Raw genomic sequence first — 20023 nt, forward strand, 5'->3', positions numbered from 1 at the left:
GGCAAAAGCCTGAATCTAGAGAAGCCGATGACGCACTGTCAATGCGCCATCGGCGATGTCGCGGTTAGATGTCCAGAATGATCTTGCCGAAATGCTGGTTGGTTTCCTGGTACTTGAAAGCCTCGACAATGTCCGTCAGGGGGAAGTGGCGATCTATTACAGGGCGCATGCCGTTGGCATTGATGGCGCGAATCATGTCTTGCTGCTGGCTGCGGCTACCGACCAGCACGCCTTGCAGGCGGGCTTGCTTGACCAGCATCGGGACAAAGTTCATTGCGCCGCTAACGCCGCTGAGGATGCCGATGATCGAGATATGCCCGGCCACACGGATGGCAATCATCGACTGTTCAAGTGTCGCAGGGCCGCCGACTTCAATAATGTGGTCAACACCGCGCCCGCCGGTGAGGGCCAGGGCGGTTTCACCCCAGTGGGTGTCCTTGCGGTAGTTGATCACGTGGTCTGCGCCCAGCGCTTTGAGGCGCTCCAGTTTTTCATCGCTGGAGGAGGTGGCAATGACCGTTGCACCGGCCATCTTGGCGAACTGCAGGGCGAAAATCGAAACACCGCCGGTGCCTTGCACCAATACCGTGTCGCCCGGCTTGAGCGAATCGTCGGCCATCAATGCGCGCCATGCGGTCAGGCCGGCTGTAGTCAGGGTTGACGCTTCGGCATGGCTCCAGCGGGTGGGTGCCAGGGTGAAGGACGTGGCTTTGGTGGTTACCTGCTCGCGGGCATAACCGTCGATGCCATCACCGGGTACGGTAACAAAACCTTCAACCAGAGGGGTGCCGTCGATCCAGTCCGGGAAGAAGGTGCTGACCACCGAATCTCCCACCTTGAATTCGCTGACATCGGCGCCAACGGCAATTACTTCGCCAGCGCCATCGGCCATGGGGATGCGATTTTCGCTCGGACCCCACATGCCGCTTACGACAGCAAAATCATGGTAGTTCAGTGAGTTGGCGTGCAAACGTACAGTGATTTCGCCGTTCCCGGGGGCGCGCGCTTCACTGCTGCCAACCACTACATTGTCATAACCGCCGCCAGGTTGGACGAAAATTGCTTTGGTGCTCATGGGGCTTCCTCATATTTTTACATTGCGCGAAATAACGAAATGTATAATTAAAAATTACAACTCGATTTTCAGCCTAGCCGCAAAGTCATCGATCGCCTGTTCATTGCGTCGGTAGTAGGTCCACTTGCCGATGCGGGTGGTCAGGACGAAGCCGGCGCGCTGCAAGATAGCCAAATGCGCCGAAGCAGTAGAAGGCGACAACCCGGCCTTGTGCTGCAGATGGGTCACGCACACGCCGATGGCAGGATCACCGTGATCCTGAGGCGGGAAATTGCTGAGCGGGTCTTTGAGCCACTCCATCATTTGCATGCGAGTGTCATTGCCCAGGGCTTTGAGCTGTTCGAGTATCATGGTCGGCAATGTTACGCTTTTTAACGAAATGTTCAAGCATATGACCGATTGCCCTGGCCTGTGCGCGGGCTTGCTCGCGATACAGGTAATGAGGTGTAGCTGTCAGCCCCGGCATTTCCCTCAAGAAACACCCCGCGACCACCGGCCGCAGGCCGGGCGGATGTTTTGCAATTGCAGGATCAATCCTGTATTTGTTGCGCCATTGAGCCAAGGCTCGTCTGTTTTTTGAATCTGCCCATCAGGAACCATGATGCCTAACCAGTTCCCCGCTGTACGTCCGCGCCGCCTGCGCCGCTCCCAGACCCTTCGCGACATGTTTCAGGAAACCGAATTCAGCCTGAATGATCTGGTGCTGCCGATTTTTGTCGAAGAAGAAATCGACGATTTTGTGCCGATCACCAGCATGCCCGGTGTAATGCGTATTCCCGAGTCAAAACTGGCCGGTGAAATCGAGCGTTACGCCCGTGCGGGTATCAAGTCGGTGATGCTGTTCGGTGTTTCCCATCATCTGGACGCAACCGGCAGCGATGCCATGCGTGAAGATGGCCTGGTGTCGCGCATGGTGCGTATCAGCAAGGATGCCGCGCCGGACATGGTGGTGATGAGCGACACCTGCTTTTGTGAATACACCTCCCACGGCCATTGCGGCGTGATGCATGACCACGGCGTCGACAATGACGCGACCCTGATCAACCTGGGCAAGCAGGCAGTTGCCGCCGCAGCGGCCGGTGCCGACTTTATCTCGCCATCAGCGGCCATGGACGGCCAGGTGCAGGCCATCCGCAGCGCCCTGGACGGTGCAGGGTTTACCGACACCTCGATCATGGCGTACTCCACCAAGTTTGCCTCGGCCCTCTATGGCCCGTTCCGTGAAGCTGGGGGCAGCGCGCTCAAGGGCGACCGCAAGTCTTATCAGATGAACCCGATGAACCGCCGTGAAGCAATCCGTGAGTCATTGCTGGACGAGCAGGAAGGCGCAGATGTGCTGATGGTCAAGCCTGCCGGTGCCTATCTGGACATTATTCGCGATATCCGCCAGGCCTCGCATCTGCCATTGGCGGCTTACCAGGTGAGCGGCGAATACGCGATGATCAAATTTGGCGCCCAGGCCGGGGCCATCGACGAGGCCCGCGTCGTTCGCGAGAGCCTTGGGTCGATCAAGCGTGCCGGTGCCGACATGATCCTGACTTATTTCGCGATGGATCTGGCCCTGCAGGGAATTTAAGGGATAGTTGCAAGCTGCAAGCATCAAGCTAGTTTTATCTGATAGCTTGCAGCTGCTTCATCCCACTCAAGGAGCCCCCTCATGCCAGACGCTCGACTCGAACGAATCTTGATCACCAACGACGACGGGATCGACGCTCCAGGCCTTGCAGTGCTGGAAGCGGTGGCCCGTGAGTTGGCGGACGAAGTGTGGGTCGTGGCGCCTGACCATGACCAGAGCGGTATATCCACGGCAATCAGTATTCACCACCCCTTGCGCGTCACAAAACGTGGCGAGCGGCGTTTTTCGGTTTCAGGAACACCGGCAGACTGTGTCGCGATGGCCTTGCAGCAGTTGTTGGATAAACCCCCGCAGCTGTTGCTCTCCGGCATCAACAAAGGTGCCAACCTTGGGGTTGAAACCCTGTTTTCAGGAACCGTGGGTGCTGCCATGACGGGCTTGTTGATGGGCGTTCCATCCATCGCCTTGAGCCAGTACTTTACCCGCCGCAGCTCGGTACGCTGGGAAACGGCCCGTGCACTGGCCCCTGGTGTTATCCGGCAACTATTGGGCAAGGGCTGGGAGCAGTCGGCGTGCCTGAACATCAACTTCCCTGACGTGCCTGCCGATGAGGCCGGCCCGATCCAGATCACCCGCCAGGGCGCCGGTCGCATGGACGGGGTGGAAGCCATCGAGCGTACCGACTTTCGCGAAGCCAAGTATTACTGGCTCAGCATCACTCGCCACCAGCACCCGGAAGCGCTGGATACCGAAACCCGCGTGGTCACCCAGGGTGGTATTTCAGTGACACCACTGGAGTTTGATCGCACCGCCATCGCCTTGCGCGAGCATCTGCGTACGGCGGTTCAAGTCGTCTAAGCCCAGTGCGCCGGGTCATCGACGATGGCCTGGTGTCTTTCAAGCACTTTGGGTATCTCCTCTTTCAAAAACTCGACCCAGGTCTTGACCTTGGCATCCAGAAATCGCCGGGAAGGGTAGAGTGCATAGATGTTTTTTTCATGCAGCCGATAATGCGGCAGCAGGCGCACCAGTGAGCCGCGCTGGTAAGAACCCACCGCCACATAATCAGGCAGCAGGCAGATTCCAAGCCCGGCCTCGGCGGCCTTCGCCATGGCCTCGGCCACGTTGACCTGAAATACGTTACCGGGGCGGATGACTTGCTCGCCCTCATCATCACGAAAGGTCCAGCTGTCGGTAAACAATGGGTCAACCAGATGCAGGCAGCGGTGTTGGTGCAGATCCTCAGGAACCTTCGGGATGTTCCGACCCTCGAGGTAGGAAGGCGCAGCACTGATGACACTGAAAATGCTGCCCAGCGGTTGGCCGATCAATTCCGAGTCCGGCAGGTGGGCCGACAGGGTAATCACCAGATCATGGCCCTCCTCAAGCAGATCGGGCTGGCGTTGTGACAGTGTGAGATCGACATGGACTTGCGGATACAGCTCCGTGTAACGGGCTACCAGCGGTGCCAGTAGCTGGATCCCCAGGCCTGTAGTTGATTGCACACGCAAATGGCCACGGGGGATCAAGTGCGCCCCCGCTGCTTCAGCATTTGCATCTTCAATCTCGCTCAGTATCAACCGGCAGCGTTCCAGGTAACGCGCACCCACCTCGGTCAAGGCCAGGCGCCGTGTGCTGCGCTGCAGCAACCGTGCTTGCAGCGAGGACTCAAGCTCTGACAGCAACCGTGAGGTTTGCGCCGTTGAATAACCCAGAGCCTGCGCCGCAGCGGTAAAGCTGCCGGTTTCGACTACGCGGACAAACACCCGCATCGCCTGAAAAATATCCATTCTGATTATTACCCCACACGTAAGCGTGCTTTCTTGTGGCGGCAATAATTACACAGTCCAGGAAGCTGTGCCGTCCTGGCGTGGAGATTCGATGAAAACGGCACAGACACATTGTTATTTTGCCTTTATTTTTTGTGAGGCAATTCTCATTAGAAACTAGGGTGCATCCTATTTTTAATAAAGATGTTGGATATCATTTTCTAATTACTTGCTTTTGTTGTTCTATGTGCTTGATTTATAAAGATGCGAATTTTTCTAGGAATTGCCTGTCAAACACATTGCGTCATCATGTGATCGATACGCCCTCAGTAGCCAGCTTGACTAAGCTTTATTTACAAGGTGCATTCATTTGACTATTCATCAGTACCCACAAGGACGTAAAGTCGACGCTGAGATCGATTTTTTTGACTTGATCCATTCTTTTTGGCGACAAAAAAAACTGATTGGCGGCACCGTAGTCATTGCCGGATTGATGGCACTTGGCTATGTGTCGTTTGCGCAACAGGTCTATCAAACCAGCAGCCTGCTGCGCCCTGCAGCTATCAATGAGCTTGATGCCCTTAACCGCTCCCAGGTTTATACCCTGCCTGCTGCTGATGCCTTGCTTAAAGTTGGCCTGGCACTTGAGTCTTATGAAAACCGGTTGAGTTTTTTTCGCGACCACCAGGACTTGTTCAAACCTTTGGTACAACCTGGCAGAAGTCTGGAGCAAAGCTTCGAAGTGTTTAACCGGGATGCATTCAATCTGGTTCAGCCTGCGCCCAATAAGGCCAGTTCAGATAATCCTTATCTCAAGCTGGAGCTAACATACCCGGCCTCCCTTGATGGGGTTGCGATTCTCAATGGTTTTGTTGACTACGCGATCACCAAGCAGCGCGAGCAAATCAGTGCCGACCTCAAGGTTATTATTGGTAACCGGCTCAGAGAGCTGGACGCCCAGATAAATGCCGCACGCTCAAGCTATACATCTGATAAAGAAGAAAAAATTGCCACATTCCTTGAAACTGACAGCCTCCAAAAGGCGCAGTTGGAGGATGAGCTGAAGGCCTTGCGCCTGCAGCTGAAAATCGAGCGGGAAGCGCGCATACAGCAGCTTGACGAAGCTATCGCCATTGCCAAATCCCTGGGTATTACCCGTCCGACCACACCGTCGGCGATGGCTGATGCGGCGCAGGGCTCATCGGCCAGGCTGGTGCGCACCGAAATCACTTCGCAAAGTATCCCCTTGTACTTTATGGGGTCCCAGGCCTTGGAGGCCGAGCGTGCAGCCTTGCTCAAGCGAACCACGGACGATTTTACCGATAACCGTATCTCGCAGATCCGCAAAAAGATTCAATTGCTTGAGGTCAATCGCCAGGTCGAAATGCTTGGTAAACGCTCAAATGAGGATGTATTCCTCAATGACATCGAGCCCTTGCGTGCCGAAGCCGTGCGCCTTGGCCGCCTGAATACGGATATGAGCCAGCTTGGGTTGGTCAGTATTGATCGCAAGGCACAGATGCCGACTGATCCGATCAAGCCGAAAAAGGCCCTGATAGTCGCTCTGGCACTGGTTCTGGGCCTGTTGGCGGGGCTGACGATTGCGACCGTGCGCTTCCTGCTCCAGCGGCGCAAGCAAGGCATCAGGCCAGAACAGCCACCGATTTGATCTGCGCCCATAGTAATTGCCCGGGGTGCAGGCCCAATTGGTCCCGGGAGTAACGGGTTATCCGGGCGAGCAGGGGAGTGCCGTCGGCATCCAGGCGTATCAGCACATGAGCCTGGTTGTCGGCGGCCGTTTCGCTGACCACCCTTGCATGCAAGCTATTAAGGATGCTGCTGTGCTCCGACGGGGCCAGGGTCAGGCTGATATCCCGGGCTTGCACTTTGACGCGCAACGGCTGGCCGATGGCCATTGAGGCATGGGCAACCCTCAGCTGCTGGGCGCTGCCGGGCAGGTGCAGAGTCAACAGCTGGTAGTTTAGGTTGTAATCGCTGACCCGGCCCTCAATCACCACTGCGGCATCATTCCCGCGCGCCAGTGGCAGGTCGAGCCTGGCAAGGGTTTCACTGACAGGGCCGCTGGCCAGTACCTTGCCCTCGCTGAGCAACACAATATGATCGGCCAGGCGCGCAACTTCGTCCAGAGAATGACTGACGTAGAGCACGGGGATATCCAGTTCGGCGTGCAGGCGCTCAAGGTAGGGCAGTATTTCGCCTTTGCGCTGGTTGTCCAGTGCGGCCAGGGGCTCGTCCATCAACAGCAGTTGCGGGCTGGTGAGCAAGGCCCGGGCGATACCGACCCGCTGGCGTTCGCCGCCGGACAAGTTGTGCGGCGCCCGCGTCAACAGGTGGGTGATGCCCAGTAGTTCGGTGGCATGGGCAAGATCCACTCGACGTTCCTGATGGGCAATGCGCTTGAGGCCGAATTCAAGATTGGCCCGCACCGACAGGTGGGGGAACAGGCTCGCTTCTTGAAAGATATAGCCCAGCGCCCGCTGGTGCACCGGTACGAAGTGATTGCGCTGGCTGTCTTGCCAGATGTGATCATTGACCTGTACATAGGCCTGGCTGGCCCGTTCGAGACCGGCGATACAACGCAGACAGGTGGTCTTGCCCGAGCCGGAGTGACCGTAGAGGGCGGTGACCCCCTTGCCCGGCAGTTGCAGGTCCAGGTCGAGAGCAAAACCGGGGTAGCGGTGCTGCAACCGAAGGTTGATCTGCGACGTCATCTTCAGCTCCAGCCGGTTTGCGATTTGCGGCTTGAATACAACGCCAGCAGCACCAGAAAGGAAAACACCACCATCGCCCCTGCCAGCCAGTGTGCCTGAGCATACTCCAGTGCCTCGACATGGTCGTAGATCTGCACCGAGACCACACGGGTTTTTTCCGGGATATTGCCGCCGATCATCAGTACCACGCCAAACTCACCGACCGTATGGGCAAACCCTAAAATAGAGGCCGTTATAAAGCCGGGTCGGGCCAGAGGTACAATGACGCTGAAGAAGGTATCCCACGGGTTGGCCCGCAGAGTCGCGGCGACTTCAAGCGGTCTGGGGCCAATGGCCGTAAATGCATTCTGCAAAGGCTGCACGACAAAGGGCATGGAGTAGATCACCGAACCGATCACCAGCCCGGCGAAACTGAAAGTCAGTGTGCCCAGACCCAGGTACTGGGTGAGCTGGCCAACATAACCATTGGGCCCCATCGCCAGCAGCAGATAGAAACCTATGACAGTGGGCGGTAAAACCAGTGGCAGGGCCACAATCGCCCCGATGGGGCCGCGCAACCGCGAGCGGGTGTGCGCTAACCACAGGGCGATGGGAGTGCCGACCAGCAACAAAATGAGGGTGGTCAGCGACGCCAGTTGCAGAGTCAGCCAGATGGCTGCGAAGTCAGCACTCGTGAGCGGCATTTACAGGTGGTAACCATAGGATTTGATAATGGCGGTGGCCTTAGGACCTTTAAGGTAGTCGGCAAGGGCCTTGGCAGCAGGGTTGTTTTCGCCTTTTTTGAGGATAACGGCATCTTGCCGGATCGGGTCGTGCATCGCCTCGGGCACAATCCAGGCCGAACCGTCGCTGACTTTGCCGTTTTTGTAGATCTGCGACAGGGCGACAAAGCCCAGCTCGGCATTGCCCGTGGAAACGAACTGGTAGGCCTGGGTAATGTTCTGGCCTTCAACGATCTTGTTCTTGACCTTGTCAGTCAGGTCCAGTTTGGCCAGCACTTGCGTTGCTGCCAGGCCGTAGGGCGCGGCTTTGGGGTTGGCGATCGACAGATGCGTGTACTGATTGGCCAGCAGCGCTTTGTCGGTGCCATCGATATAACCCTCTTTGGCTGACCACAGCGCCAGGGTGCCAATGGCGTAGGTGAAGCGTGAACCGGGAACGGTATCGCCTTCTTTTTCAAGTCTCTCGGGGGTGGTGTCATCTGCGGCCAGAAACACTTCGAATGGTGCACCGTTCTTGATCTGGGTATAGAACTGGCCTGTTGCGCCATAGGCCGCTATCAACTTGTGCCCGGTGTCTTTTTCAAAGTCGCTGGCAATGGCCTGGATTGGCGCCGTGAAGTTGGCTGCCACGGCAACCTGCACTTCATCGGCCTGGACCGAAGTGAATGCGGTACATCCGATCAGAACAGCCAGCGCGGCAGGGATAAAGGGGCGGGCACGAACATTCATGGCAAAACTCCGTTTTTATTAGGCCGTGTCAGGCGTTGGCAAGATATCCGCTATATAGAAATATTTACAGCGCTTTGTCAGCGTGCGTGCGAGGAAAGGGGGAAGTGAAGCAGGTAACTGCGGTTCAGCCTGCCTGACGCAGGGTGATATTGATCCGCTGTTCGCCCAACAGTGAGTGATGCCCGGGCTTGATGGGCATTACTCCGTGATACCGCAGGCGGTCAACGCCGCCCCAGACCATGATGTCGCCGTGAAACAATGCTATTCGTTGAGTCGGGTCACTTCGTTCGAAACCGCCAAACTGAAAAATCGCCGGCAGCCCCAGAGAAATGGAAACAATCGGTGCGGTATGGCAGCGCTCGTTTTTATCCTGATGCAGCGACATTTTTGCGCCTGGCGCATAGGCATTGATCAAGCAGGAATCAGGGACAAAACCGCTAAAGCCTGCGCTGCTGGCCGCCGCTGCAGCCAGCGCCAGGAAGACGCCGGGCATGGCTGGCCAGGGTCGGGCACTTAGCGGATCGAGCGGACTGTAATGGTAACCATCGCGGTCAGTGGTCCAGCCCAGAGCACCGCAACTGCTCAGTCGGGCGGACATGGTGTAGCCACCGGGCGTCTGCATCTGGCGCAAGGGTGCCTGCAGCAGAACGCTATCAAGGGCTGCCAGCAGCTCCTTGGCCTTGGGCAAGGCAAACCCGCGAAGCGCAAACGCCTGGTCGCTGATACGCTCGACACGGGCGGGCTGCTGCAGGTCCTGCTCGGCAAACAAGTCCACGGCTTAAAGTGCCTTGCTTGCCTTGATGTCGGTAATTACTTCGTCAGCATCGCCATGGATCTTTTCAAGTGCTGCGCGAGCTTCTTGTTCCGATCCCGACTGGAGCTGGGCAAACTCGAAACGACGCTCGCCGTTGAGCTTGTACTTGATCACGTACTTGGTGGTTTGCACGGTAATTCCTGCTTTGGGTTTAGCGAAGTTTGGAGCTTGAGCGACGCACGATTTTAATGGTCGGCTTGAAGCTTGGCTTGCGGGTTACGCTGATGGCACGGCTGGTCACGGTATCGATGGTGATGTTCCAGAAACCGGTGCTCGGCGCGGTGATGCGGGCCGGGAAGTCCTTGAAGGCGCCGCCATGGTAGGAGTGGCGGCCACCATTTTTAAAACTGCGGAAGTGCGCATCGCTCATCAGGCGGATGTTGCAAGGCTGGGAGCACTCGATGACGACGATGTCGTCTTCGTTGAGGTGCTCGCGCTGGTGAATAAATTTCATGGTGTCTCCAAAAACGTGAATCTGCTGAATAATCAGCACGATAGCATGTGCTTCAGCCCTATCAGGGGGCTAAAGCCGAGTATTATGCCGTGATGCGGGTGAGTTTGACGTAAAACGTGGATAATCCGCCACTATTGAGTATTTATTCACTATGGCCCGGGAGAAATTCCGCATATCCATTGTCGTAGTGTCTTTAACGGAGAATGTCTATGAAGTGGGGCGTATTAGCGGCGTTGCTGGCCTTGGGTGGCTGTGCATCCGTTACCGATATTGAGCAGACGCTGCCCACCATGAGTGTGATTTCGGGCAAGAAGCCCGACGCCTATGCTCAATGTGTGGTGCAACAACTGTCCAGCACACGCAGGGCACCTCAGATTGAACCGCATAAAGACGGTTTCCGGATCATCGTCCCGCAAAAGCTGACCTCCAATCCAACGGCGGTCATTGATATTGAAGAGCGCTCCGGCGGCAGCAGCATCAAGGTGTACGAAAGCATGTCCAATGTGCCGGTGCGCCCGGGCGATATTCGCAAAGCCGCCACACATTGCATTTCCGGTGACTGACGCCTCAGCTCAGTCAAATGGCTGCAACACCCCACCTGACGTTTGCTTGCGCGACGTCAGGTTTTTTTTCGCCCCCGATTTGGCGATCGGATCCAAAGCTATGTTGTGACCGTGTAGGAATTCTCCTAGGATCTGCAGGCTTATATTTTATAGGCCTAAGCATATAACAATAATGGAGCTGGTCATGATTCCACTCAAGCGAACGCTATTGAGCAGCCTCATGCTGCTCGCCGTGAGCAATACCCAGGCACAACCGACCCCCAACATCTACCTGCAGGGCGGTGCCCAACCGGGTGCCACGGCCTGCGTGGCGTGCCACGGTGCGGATGGCATGGGGCTGGCACCTGCCGGGTTTCCGCGATTAGCCGGTCTTTCTGCCGATTACCTGAGCAAGCAACTGCACGACTTTCAAAGTGGCAAACGGGTCAGCCCGGTGATGCAACCCCTGGCCAAGGCCCTGAGCGACCAGGAAATTGCCGCGGTCACCGCCAGCATTGCCGCCATGCCGGCCCCTGCGGTGCCTGCCATCAACCGCAGCACCATGCCTTCAGGCCCTGGAGAAAAGTTGGCCTTGCGCGGCGCCTGGGAGCGTCAGATACCCGAGTGCGTCAGCTGTCATGGTCCGGGTGGGGTGGGGGTGGGAAGTGCCTTCCCGCCCCTGGCCAATCAACCGGCGCTGTACCTGACGGCGCAGCTCAATGCCTGGCGCGATGGCACCCGGCGCAACGATCCCAATGACCTGATGGGTCATATCGCCAAGGCCATGAGCGAAGACGAAATCAAGGCGGTTGCCGACTATTTCAGCACTGTAGGGCACAAGGAGGTCAAACCATGAAACGTCTGATATCAACCTGTGCGGCATCCTTCCTCTTTGGCAGCGCGGTCCATGCAGCGCCCATTGCGATGGAAGACCAGTCGCAGATCAAGGTGCCTGCACCTGCCGATAACATCACCTACTTTCAGCCGCCGCAACAAAGCGATTTGCCCGACAACGCCTACGGCAAAATGGTGATGGACGGCTATGCCCTGTTTGTTGACACCAAACGCCAGGCCCCGAAGTTTGTCGGCAATGGCCTTAACTGTACGAACTGCCATCTTGATCAGGGTCGTCTGGCCAACTCAGCCCCGCTGTGGGGGGCGTATCCCATGTACCCGGCGTACCGCAAGAAAAACGACAAGGTCAATACCTTTGCCGAACGCCTGCAGGGCTGCTTTCAGTTCAGCATGAATGGCGGTACGCCACCGGCTGCCGATAGCCGCGAGATCACGGCGCTCTCAACCTATGCCTATTGGTTGTCGACCAAGGCTCCTACGGGGGTTGAGTTGCCGGGACGAGGGTATCCCGATGTGCCCGAGCCCAAGGCTGGGTACAACTTGAGCCGTGGTGCTGCGCTGTACAAGGACCAATGTGCCGTCTGTCATGGTGACAACGGGCAGGGGCAAAAGGTGGGGGAGGACTATGTGATGCCGCCATTGTGGGGCAAAGATTCCTACAACTGGGGAGCCGGCATGCACCGGATCAATACCGCGGCATCGTTTATCAAGCACAACATGCCACTGGGCAAGGCCAACAGCTTGAGTGACGAGCAGGCCTGGGATGTGGCGGCGTACATCAACACCCACGAACGGCCACAGGACCCTCGACTGGTCGAAGGTTCAGTGGAAAAAACCCGGTTGAAGTTCCATGCCAATGACGGCGTCAACGTTTATGGGCAAACCGTGAATGGCGTTTTGGTCGGCCAGGGCACCCGGTAATTGCAGTTACCGCTAAAGTCATGCGCTTTAGCGGTATCCCTTACTTGCAGGCCACTACGACAGTGCGACTTTTAAAATTACCTACATCTGCGCCCAGGGTTTTCTCGCTTTGCGCAAGCGCAGGCGAACCATCCGTGGCAATGATGGTATAGCCAGTACCGGCACATGAGGCCTCGGCTTTCTCATAGCACTTGGCCCAGGACATGGCCTCGCCAGAACAGTCTATGCTCAACCCTTGTTTGCCATCGGCCAGGTAAGTGCTGGATGCCGTCGCGCACCCACCCAGAGTCACCAATGCGAGCAGTGTCAGAACTTTCTTCATCCGGGTAACCATCACATAAGTGGAGTTGCTGTTATTTTTTGCTGCGGCGGGCTGCTGGCTCAGGTTGGTCCTGAAATACCGAGGCGACTTCTGCTGCGGCCTGTTGCGAGCTGAATGGTCCGGCAACGTTTTCACCCGAGGCAGCAAACACGCACCATTGGCCCGATTCATCGGGTTTGATCTCATAACCGTTAACGCTGATTGTTGCTGACATCGAAAAGCTGCCTGATTGGCTGGATTAATGGCGTGATAATAGCGCAAGGGCATCACGGGTAGTGGTAAACACGATGGGCGCCAATCAAATTCAATCGCAAAGGAACTAACGGGCTAAATATTTATCTAGGTTGGCATCAGTTTGCTATCGAGAAGCATTGTAACGTCGATGCTGCCTGATTAGACTGCGCCAAATTTGGAACGTACAGCCCTTTAAAGGACTCATATGATCAAGAAATGCTTGTTCCCAGCAGCCGGTTACGGCACTCGCTTTTTGCCAGCGACCAAGGCCATGCCAAAAGAAATGCTGCCGGTGGTGAACAAGCCACTGATCCAGTACGGGGTTGAAGAAGCACTGGACGCTGGCTTGACTGAAATTTCCATCGTGACGGGCCGCGGCAAGCGCGCCCTGGAAGACCACTTTGACATCAGCTACGAGCTGGAAAACCAGATCAAGGGTACTGATAAAGAGAAGTACCTGGTCGGTATCCGCCGCCTGCTGAGCGAATGCTCGTTCTCGTACACCCGTCAAACCGAAATGAAGGGCCTGGGCCACGCAATTCTGACTGGCCGCCCGCTGATCGGCGACGAACCCTTTGCCGTGGTTCTGGCAGACGACCTGTGCGTCAACCTGGAAGGCGACGGCGTCCTGACACAAATGGTCAAGCTGTACAATCAGTACCGCTGCACCATCATCGCGATCCAGGAAGTTGATCCGGCAGAAACCAACAAGTACGGCGTGATCGCTGGCGACCTGATTGGTGACGACCTCTACCGCGTGCGCAACATGGTTGAAAAACCAGCTCCGGAAGATGCACCTTCCAACCTGGCCATCATCGGCCGTTACATCCTGACTCCGGATATCTTCGATCTGATCAAACAGACCGAACCGGGCAAAGGCGGTGAAATCCAGATCACCGACGCGCTGATGAAGCAGGCGCAAAACGGTTGCGTGATTGCTTACAAGTTCAAGGGCAAGCGCTTTGACTGCGGTGGCGCCGAAGGCTACATCGAAGCAACCAACTTCTGCTTCGAAAACTTCTACAAAACCGGCAAAGCTTACTGATAGCGGCCCGTTGTAGATCGCTTCAAGAGAAAGCCACCCTCGGGTGGCTTTTTCGTTTTTTTGCTGTCGGCAACTTCCAGCGCTGGTCAATCGCGCAGGAGCGATTATGCTGATGGCCTGCCTAGGAGAGAGAAATGGCCTACGAATTTGATCTATTTGTCATTGGTGCGGGTTCTGGTGGCGTGCGTGCTGCACGTTTTGCCGCAGGTTTTGGCGCAAAAGTGGCTGTAGCAGAAAGCCGCTATCTGGGCGGTACCTGCGTGAACGTTGGCTGCGTGCCGAAAAAGCTGCTGGTGTACGGCGCGCACTTTGCTGAAGACTTCGAGCAAGCCTCGGGGTTTGGCTGGAGCCTGGGTGAGGCCGACTTTGACTGGGCGACCCTGATCGCCAACAAAGACCGCGAGATCAATCGTCTCAACGGTATTTATCGCAACTTGCTGGTCAACAGCGGTGTGACCCTGATCGAAGGTCACGCGAAAATAACCGGCCCCAATGAAGTTGAAATCAACGGTCAGCGTCATACCGCCAAACATATCCTGATCGCCACCGGCGGCTGGCCGCAGATTCCCGACATCCCGGGCCATGAACATGCAATCAGTTCCAACGAGGCATTCTTCCTCAAAGAGCTTCCCAAGCGTGTGCTGGTGGTGGGCGGTGGCTATATCGCCGTCGAGTTTGCTGGGATTTTCCACGGTTTGGGTGCGAAAACGTCCTTACTCTATCGTGGCGAGATGTTCCTGCGCGGTTTTGATGGTGCAGTGCGCAAGCACTTGCACGAAGAACTGATCAAGCGCGGCATGGACGTACAGTTCAATGCCGATATCGAGCGGATCGACAAGCAGGCCGATGGCAGCCTCAAAGCCACACTCAAGGACGGTCGCGAGCTGATCGCCGATTGTGTGTTCTACGCCACGGGCCGTCGGCCGATGCTCGATAACCTGGGCCTGGAGAACACCGGGGTCAAACTCGACAAGCGCGGTTTTGTCGAAGTGGATGATCTGTACCAGAGTGCCGAGCCATCGATCCTGGCCATTGGCGATGTGATCGGTCGCGTGCAGTTGACGCCCGTGGCGCTGGCCGAAGGCATGGCCGTGGCGCGCCGCCTGTTCAAGCCCCAGCAATATCGGCCGGTGGATTACCAAATGATCCCGACGGCTGTGTTCAGCCTGCCTAACATCGGCACGGTGGGTTTGAGCGAAGAACAGGCCATTGAGGCGGGACACAAGGTGCAGATTTTCGAAAGCAGCTTTCGCCCGATGAAACTGACACTCACCGAGTGCCAGGAGCGTACGTTGATGAAGCTTGTGGTGGATGCCGACACCGACAAGGTGCTCGGTTGCCATATGGTCGGGCCGGAGGCGGGGGAGATCGTGCAGGGACTGGCGATTGCCTTGAAGGCCGGGGCGACCAAACAGCACTTTGACGAAACCATCGGCGTACACCCGACGGCTGCTGAAGAGTTTGTGACCATGCGCACGCCGGTAAAACGCTGATTTTCACTGTGGGAGCGGTCTTGCTCGCGATGCAGGCGGCGCGGTCTATCTGTTAAACCGCGTCGCTCCGATCGCGAGCAAGCCCGCTCCCACACTGATTTGCCAATTACCTGAAATCGGCATACGGAATCAACGGTTGCACCGGCATCGGCAAGTTGCCCTGCCACACGTCGAAGGTATAACGCAGGTAGAGCATCGCCCGGCTCGGGGCATAGTCATCGCTGTGCTGATAGAGCACTCCGCCGCCCAGTACCAGATGATCCGACAGCCTGCGCTCTACCAGCCCCTGTACGCGGTAACCAATGCCAGTGCTGCTGCCGCCCGAGGTCTGCCCCAGACCGTCGGCAAGCTGGTAGCCAGCATCATCGAGCCGCTGCAGCAGTTTGCTGTTCAGTCCGTCCAGCGGGTAAAGGTCATTGGCATCGGTTTTCGCATACGACCAGCTCACCGAGCTTTCCAATGCCACCGACCAGTTGGCGGTACGGAAGGCGTAGTTCAGCGGCACACCAATCGAATAGTACTTCTGCGGGCTGTAGTAACCGCCCTGGCCGAGAGTGTATTCACTCGAGTCCTTGTCATACCCCCAATACATCAGTGTCAGACCGGTGCGCAAACGTTCGTCGGCGCGCTCCACCAGACGGTAGTAATAACCGGCCATGGCCGTGCTCTTGTGGTTGTCTTCGACGTTTTTGCCGCGCAACCAGTGCTGGCCGAAACTGGCCCATACACCGTCTACGCCCCCTTCGTCGTGGCTCAGGCTCAAGGTCACACCGTTGGACGTGACGCCGCCCCAGGTGACACCGGTGTTGGGATCGGTAGCCCCGGCATAGGACAGGATCGAGTTGCTCAGGGGGCGACGTGAACCGGTCAGGGTCCAGCCCAGTGAGCCGATCTTGCTGCTGTAGGCCACGCCGCCCAGCCAGTTGGGTACCTTGAAGTTATCCGGTGTACGACCGATATCGATGTTCCACACCTCGTTTTTCCAGCCCGCCGCCATCATCGTGCCGTTGACCGATTGCGAGCGGTCATCGCAGCCAGAGAAGTCAGGGCCATTGGTACCCTTGCGATTGACCTCCACAGCACAGGTGCCGTAGTTCTCGCGCACGAGTCCGTCCGGGTCGGCATCGAATTTTCCTGCATCCATATTCAACTGTTCTGCGCGCAGAAAACCGCTGCCATCGGCCACCGGCAGGTCCAGTTGCAGGATGGTGGTTCGGGTGTCGGTGTCCGAAGTGCCGGCGGAAGCATCGTCCGAACGCCAGCCGTAGTCGGTATACAGATGAACTGTCGGATTTTGCCGCTGGTAGAGTTCGTCCACATCACTGCGCAAGCTACGGGCCAGCCACTCGTCATCGTCCTTTTCACGACTGGCCATGGTCATGGCGCGATTGTCCCGGGGGTTGCCTTGCTCAGGGGTAATCAGCCCTGCGGCGGCCATGCTTTTGGCATAGTAGTCCAGTGCCTTTTGCGGCTCCCTGGCCGACATCAGCCGCGCCGCGTCGCGATACATCAGCGGGTCAGCCTGCGGTGATTGCAACAATTGGGCATAGATGGCCTGGGCCTTTTCAGGCTCACCCACGGCGGCCCAGGCATTGGCTACCCGACGTTGCTGTGAAGGGGTCAATGGCGTGCCGGGGGCAGGGGTAAACTGTGTCAGTTGCTGACGAGCCGAAGGCAGCTGTTTGCTGGCAATCAGGGTTTCGATCTGGCCCAGGCGCGCATCAATGTTGCCCGGTTCTTTTTTCAGCACCTGGCTGTAGAGGTTTTGCGCCTGTTCATAGTCACCACGCTCCTGGGCCCAGCCAGCGATGGTCATCAGATCGTCGTTGTCCGAGTTCTGCATCAACAGGGCAATCGCTTGCGGCTCTTGCCCGGCGGCGCGCAGACTTTCAGCCCGGGCCACCAGTACATTGCGTTGCAGCCGCGTATCAAGCTCACGCATGGAGTCGCTCCATTGCGCCTTGGGCAGTTGTTCCAGAACGCTCAAGGCACTGGCATCGCGCTCGGTACTTGATAGGTACAACGCGTAGGCATAAAGCGCTTCAGGGTTGCGATCCTGACGAGTCATCAGCTGTTTGAAGCTGTCATCAGCGGCGCCCGGCTGGTTGATTTCGCGCTGGGCGTTGGCCAGACGATAAGTGACCCAAGGCTCATCGGGGCTGAGGTTACGGATTTTGCTGAGCAAGGCGACCACTTGCGGCCAGTCCTTGCGCTCGGTAGCGGCATCGGCCTGACGGTTCAGTTCGTCAAGTTCGATGCTCTGGCGCAGGCTGGCAAATTCCTTCTGGCTGGCAGGCGGCAGGCGATCAAGGAAAGCCTTGGCCTTTTGCGGGTCTTGCGCGCTGTACAGACGCATCAGCCCACGCACCGCACTGCCATTGCCGGGCTCAAGGCGTCGGGCCTGCAACAGCAAGGCTTCGGCCTGGATATCGTCGTGCTCGGCCTGGGCCACGCTGGCCAGGCCTATGAGTGGGTCGGCATCGCCGGGCTTGGCCTTGCGTGCCTGGGTAAAGGCCGTGCGCGCCGCTGCCGGGTTATTTTGTTCAAGGGCCTTGTCGCCCTGACTGAGCAGCATGCGGTAGCGGCTGGCGTCCATCAGGTCTTGCCACTTGCTGATATTGGATGTGTCCTGTTCTTTGCTGCGAGCGGTGGCAAAGTTGCTGTTGGCTTCGGCATAGCGGCCCTGGCGAAACTGCGCCATGCCCAGGGCACCGTAAAGGGTCGGGTCGTCGGGGTATTGTTTGAGAGCGCGGCGCAGCAGGCCTTCGGCGGCTGCCGGGCTGCGCGACTGGTCGATCATTTGCTTGCCCTGGGCGCCGGCGGTCCATGCCGGGTCATTCAGCAGGCTTTGCTGCTTTTGCAGGTTTTTATTGGCCTCGCCAATCAGCGGCGAATTTGGATAGCGCGCAATAAAGCCCTGCCAGGCCTGCGCCGATGTGCGATCCACCGGCAATGTGCTGAGGTAGGTGTATTCACGCTCAGCCGCAGCATTACTGGCGACCGGGTCTTTGGCCAGTTGCTGCAGGACGATCAGGGCTTCTGGTGCACGGTCTTCGCGGAACAACAGGTCGGCCAGGGTCTGACGCAGGCCGGGGTTGCCCGGGTACTGTTTGTCCAGGCTGCGCAGTTGCTCGATGACCTGTGCACGCTGGCCCTGGATATTGCTGCGGATGCGCAGGTATTCCAGTGCCGTGGCAAAATCCGGCGGGGCATTGCCAAACAGTCGCTCGAAAATCGCCACGGCTTCTTCAGGACGACCGGCCGCAGCAAACAGGCGCGCCTGTTGCAGGTCTTTCTGGCTTTGTGGGTCTTGCAGCTTCATCAGGCTCTGGGCCTGACGCAGTGCCGCCGAATCAGGGGCAACATTTTGCAACTGGGCCAGACGCTGCCTGGCCAGCTCCGGGTTTTTCTCCAGCAATGCCTGGCGTATCGACGCTACCAACGCTTGCGGGTTGTTGGGTGAGATCAATTGCAGCCGTGCCAGAGAGTCACGCACCAGGTCTTCGCGGTACATGGCTTCGCCGATCCGAACCTGCTCCAGCAGCCATTGTTGCTGCTCCTGCACCGTGCTCGGCTGTGCAATGGCTGCAGTGGACAACCCACCGAGCAGGAACGCCCACGTTGTTATTTTTGGCATGTTTTGATCCACGAAGGTAAAAGCTGCCCATCCTTGTCAAAGCGATAGCGTTGTTCATCCCAGCCCTGGCCGAACAGCAGCAGTGACTGGTTGTAATAGGCATCGGCCGCAGGCGGCTGTTGCTTGATCCGTTCCTGTTGAACAGCCAGCGCGGGGGAGTCCAGGCTGGACAGTAACGGCAGCATGGCGGCGGAAAACCCTACCGGCCCCGTGCCGGTGTATTTGCCGGTAACGGCATTGACGCTTTCTGGCACATAGCTCAGGGTTTGGGTGAGGTTGGCCATGGGCGCAAAATGTTGTTGCAGTGGCTGGCGACCGGCCGCGTCCTGGGCCAGCATGCCAACCCACAGGTAGACGCGAATGGCATCGTAGTCCCCCAGCGAACCCTCCTTGCTGTCCGGTGCCCAACCGCCACCGGCTTTCCACTGCAGCCAGTCCGGGGCAAAGCCTTTGGGCGAAGTCTCTATCAGCATGCGTTGCTGGTTGCTCGCCAGTTCGGCCCAGATCGGTGATATACGCGAAAAACGGGCCAACAGTTGCGGTGGCAAATAGCTGGGGTTCAGGCGCCAACCCTTGGGGCTGTCAAAACCCACATCCCCGGGCAACAGCATCAGGCCCAGCCCGGGCAGCTTGCGCAGGCTTTGCGCAGCGCTGCGCCAGAGCATGTTCTGCCCAAGCGCGACATACTCGGGCCACTGCCACAGCCGGCCGGCTTCGAGCAGGCTGTAAGCGATCCACAGATCGGCATCGCTGGCATTGTTGCTGTCCAGGATCTGCCACTTACCGTTTTTTGCCAGACCCCATTGCCAGGCTGGCAAATGAGCCTCAAGGCTGCCACCGGCGAGGTTATTGCGGGTCCACTCGAGAATCCTCGCAAAACTCTTTTTGTCGTTGCCCAGCAAGGCAAAAAACAACCCGTAGCTTTGACCTTCCGAGGTGGTGATCATTTGCGCCGACGAGCCATCGATAATGCGCCCGTCGCTGCTCATCATGGCCTTCTTGTAACTGTCCCAGGCGGGCCAGTCACAGGATTGCGCACTCGCCACCTGAGGCAATAGCCCCAGGGTCGAGCTCAGGGTAAGTGCCGCCAGTCGCTTCATGGC

21 protein-coding genes are annotated in these 20023 nt (G+C 57.6%); 8 read left to right on the top strand and 13 right to left on the bottom strand.

Annotation, left to right across the window (positions count from 1 at the left end; all coding sequences use genetic code 11):
* Positions 1 to 64: 64 nt before the first annotated feature.
* The gene (locus EQV96_RS01115; protein WP_240881071.1) at positions 65 to 1075 is read right to left on the bottom strand and encodes an NAD(P)-dependent alcohol dehydrogenase; all 1011 of its coding nucleotides are present in this window, start codon (positions 1073 to 1075) and stop codon (positions 65 to 67) included.
* Between the two features lie 54 nt (positions 1076 to 1129).
* The gene (locus tag EQV96_RS01120; RefSeq protein WP_019822791.1) at positions 1130 to 1426 is read right to left on the bottom strand and encodes a winged helix-turn-helix domain-containing protein; all 297 of its coding nucleotides are present in this window, start codon (positions 1424 to 1426) and stop codon (positions 1130 to 1132) included.
* A gap of 250 nt (positions 1427 to 1676) precedes the next feature.
* Here EQV96_RS01120 and hemB point away from each other — a divergent pair, with 250 nt between their 5' ends.
* Positions 1677 to 2651: a porphobilinogen synthase gene (gene hemB, locus EQV96_RS01125; protein ID WP_095000174.1), complete on the top strand. Its 975-nt coding sequence runs from the start codon at positions 1677 to 1679 to the stop codon at positions 2649 to 2651.
* Between the two features lie 81 nt (positions 2652 to 2732).
* Positions 2733 to 3509, top strand: a complete 777-nt coding sequence (surE, locus tag EQV96_RS01130; protein ID WP_095000175.1) for a 5'/3'-nucleotidase SurE — start codon at positions 2733 to 2735, stop codon at positions 3507 to 3509.
* Here the strand turns inward: surE and EQV96_RS01135 are convergent.
* Complete coding sequence (locus EQV96_RS01135; RefSeq protein ID WP_095024650.1) at positions 3506 to 4441, bottom strand: LysR family transcriptional regulator; 936 nt, start codon at positions 4439 to 4441, stop codon at positions 3506 to 3508. The two genes, surE and EQV96_RS01135, sit on opposite strands and share 4 nt — an antisense overlap.
* A gap of 349 nt (positions 4442 to 4790) precedes the next feature.
* Here EQV96_RS01135 and EQV96_RS01140 point away from each other — a divergent pair, with 349 nt between their 5' ends.
* A complete protein-coding gene (locus EQV96_RS01140) occupies positions 4791 to 6089 on the top strand; it encodes a Wzz/FepE/Etk N-terminal domain-containing protein (RefSeq protein ID WP_095000177.1) in 1299 nt (432 codons plus the stop codon).
* Here the strand turns inward: EQV96_RS01140 and modC are convergent.
* From modC to EQV96_RS01170, 6 genes are all read right to left on the bottom strand, one after another.
* Positions 6064 to 7152 carry a molybdenum ABC transporter ATP-binding protein gene (gene modC, locus EQV96_RS01145; RefSeq protein ID WP_095000178.1) on the bottom strand — a complete coding sequence of 363 codons (1089 nt, stop codon included), beginning with the start codon at positions 7150 to 7152 and terminating at the stop codon, positions 6064 to 6066. The genes EQV96_RS01140 and modC overlap by 26 nt on opposite strands.
* A gap of 2 nt (positions 7153 to 7154) precedes the next feature.
* Positions 7155 to 7835, bottom strand: coding sequence for a molybdate ABC transporter permease subunit (modB, locus tag EQV96_RS01150; protein WP_095000179.1), 681 nt, complete (start codon positions 7833 to 7835; stop codon positions 7155 to 7157).
* Positions 7836 to 8603 carry a molybdate ABC transporter substrate-binding protein gene (modA, locus tag EQV96_RS01155; RefSeq protein WP_095019906.1) on the bottom strand — a complete coding sequence of 256 codons (768 nt, stop codon included), beginning with the start codon at positions 8601 to 8603 and terminating at the stop codon, positions 7836 to 7838.
* Between the two features lie 124 nt (positions 8604 to 8727).
* Positions 8728 to 9378: a DNA oxidative demethylase AlkB gene (gene alkB / locus EQV96_RS01160; RefSeq protein WP_095018547.1), complete on the bottom strand. Its 651-nt coding sequence runs from the start codon at positions 9376 to 9378 to the stop codon at positions 8728 to 8730.
* 3 nt (positions 9379 to 9381) lie between these two features.
* A complete protein-coding gene (locus tag EQV96_RS01165; protein ID WP_095000182.1) occupies positions 9382 to 9549 on the bottom strand; it encodes a hypothetical protein in 168 nt (55 codons plus the stop codon).
* Positions 9550 to 9568: 19 nt separating this feature from the next.
* Positions 9569 to 9871 (bottom strand): DUF1883 domain-containing protein, encoded by a 303-nt coding sequence (locus EQV96_RS01170; protein ID WP_048379727.1) that lies wholly within the window; start codon positions 9869 to 9871, stop codon positions 9569 to 9571.
* A 209-nt stretch (positions 9872 to 10080) separates the two neighbouring features.
* Between EQV96_RS01170 and EQV96_RS01175 the strand changes: the two genes are divergently transcribed.
* The 3 genes from EQV96_RS01175 (at position 10081) to EQV96_RS01185 (ending at position 12189) form a co-directional block, all read left to right on the top strand.
* Positions 10081 to 10434: a hypothetical protein gene (locus EQV96_RS01175; protein WP_095000183.1), complete on the top strand. Its 354-nt coding sequence runs from the start codon at positions 10081 to 10083 to the stop codon at positions 10432 to 10434.
* Positions 10435 to 10618: 184 nt separating this feature from the next.
* The gene (locus tag EQV96_RS01180) at positions 10619 to 11269 is read left to right on the top strand and encodes a c-type cytochrome (protein WP_095019908.1); all 651 of its coding nucleotides are present in this window, start codon (positions 10619 to 10621) and stop codon (positions 11267 to 11269) included.
* Positions 11266 to 12189 (top strand): c-type cytochrome, encoded by a 924-nt coding sequence (locus tag EQV96_RS01185; protein WP_095019133.1) that lies wholly within the window; start codon positions 11266 to 11268, stop codon positions 12187 to 12189. The genes EQV96_RS01180 and EQV96_RS01185 overlap by 4 nt, the downstream gene beginning before the upstream one ends.
* Positions 12190 to 12229: 40 nt before the next feature.
* On the opposite strand, the gene EQV96_RS01190 is transcribed toward EQV96_RS01185, so the two are convergent.
* Positions 12230 to 12511 carry a hypothetical protein gene (locus tag EQV96_RS01190; protein ID WP_095000186.1) on the bottom strand — a complete coding sequence of 94 codons (282 nt, stop codon included), beginning with the start codon at positions 12509 to 12511 and terminating at the stop codon, positions 12230 to 12232.
* Positions 12512 to 12542: 31 nt separating this feature from the next.
* Positions 12543 to 12725, bottom strand: a complete 183-nt coding sequence (locus EQV96_RS01195) for a hypothetical protein (protein WP_095000187.1) — start codon at positions 12723 to 12725, stop codon at positions 12543 to 12545.
* A gap of 225 nt (positions 12726 to 12950) precedes the next feature.
* On the opposite strand from EQV96_RS01195, the gene galU reads away from it, so the two are divergent.
* On the top strand, positions 12951 to 13790 hold the full coding sequence (gene galU, locus EQV96_RS01200) for a UTP--glucose-1-phosphate uridylyltransferase GalU (RefSeq protein ID WP_016780941.1): 840 nt from the start codon (positions 12951 to 12953) through the stop codon (positions 13788 to 13790).
* Between the two features lie 134 nt (positions 13791 to 13924).
* The gene (gene gorA / locus EQV96_RS01205) at positions 13925 to 15283 is read left to right on the top strand and encodes a glutathione-disulfide reductase (RefSeq protein WP_240881073.1); all 1359 of its coding nucleotides are present in this window, start codon (positions 13925 to 13927) and stop codon (positions 15281 to 15283) included.
* A gap of 106 nt (positions 15284 to 15389) precedes the next feature.
* Here gorA and bcsC read toward each other — a convergent pair whose 3' ends face one another.
* Both bcsC and bcsZ read right to left on the bottom strand, forming a co-directional pair.
* Entirely contained in the window at positions 15390 to 18920 is a 3531-nt protein-coding gene (gene bcsC / locus EQV96_RS01210) for a cellulose synthase complex outer membrane protein BcsC (protein WP_240881075.1), read from the bottom strand.
* Positions 18908 to 20020, bottom strand: a complete 1113-nt coding sequence (gene bcsZ, locus EQV96_RS01215; RefSeq protein WP_240881583.1) for a cellulose synthase complex periplasmic endoglucanase BcsZ — start codon at positions 20018 to 20020, stop codon at positions 18908 to 18910. The genes bcsC and bcsZ overlap by 13 nt, the downstream gene beginning before the upstream one ends.
* Positions 20021 to 20023: the final 3 nt, after the last annotated feature.

Origin of the sequence: Pseudomonas sp. TMW22080 (genome assembly GCF_022496745.1) — a bacterium.
Lineage (GTDB): Bacteria > Pseudomonadota > Gammaproteobacteria > Pseudomonadales > Pseudomonadaceae > Aquipseudomonas > Aquipseudomonas bubulae.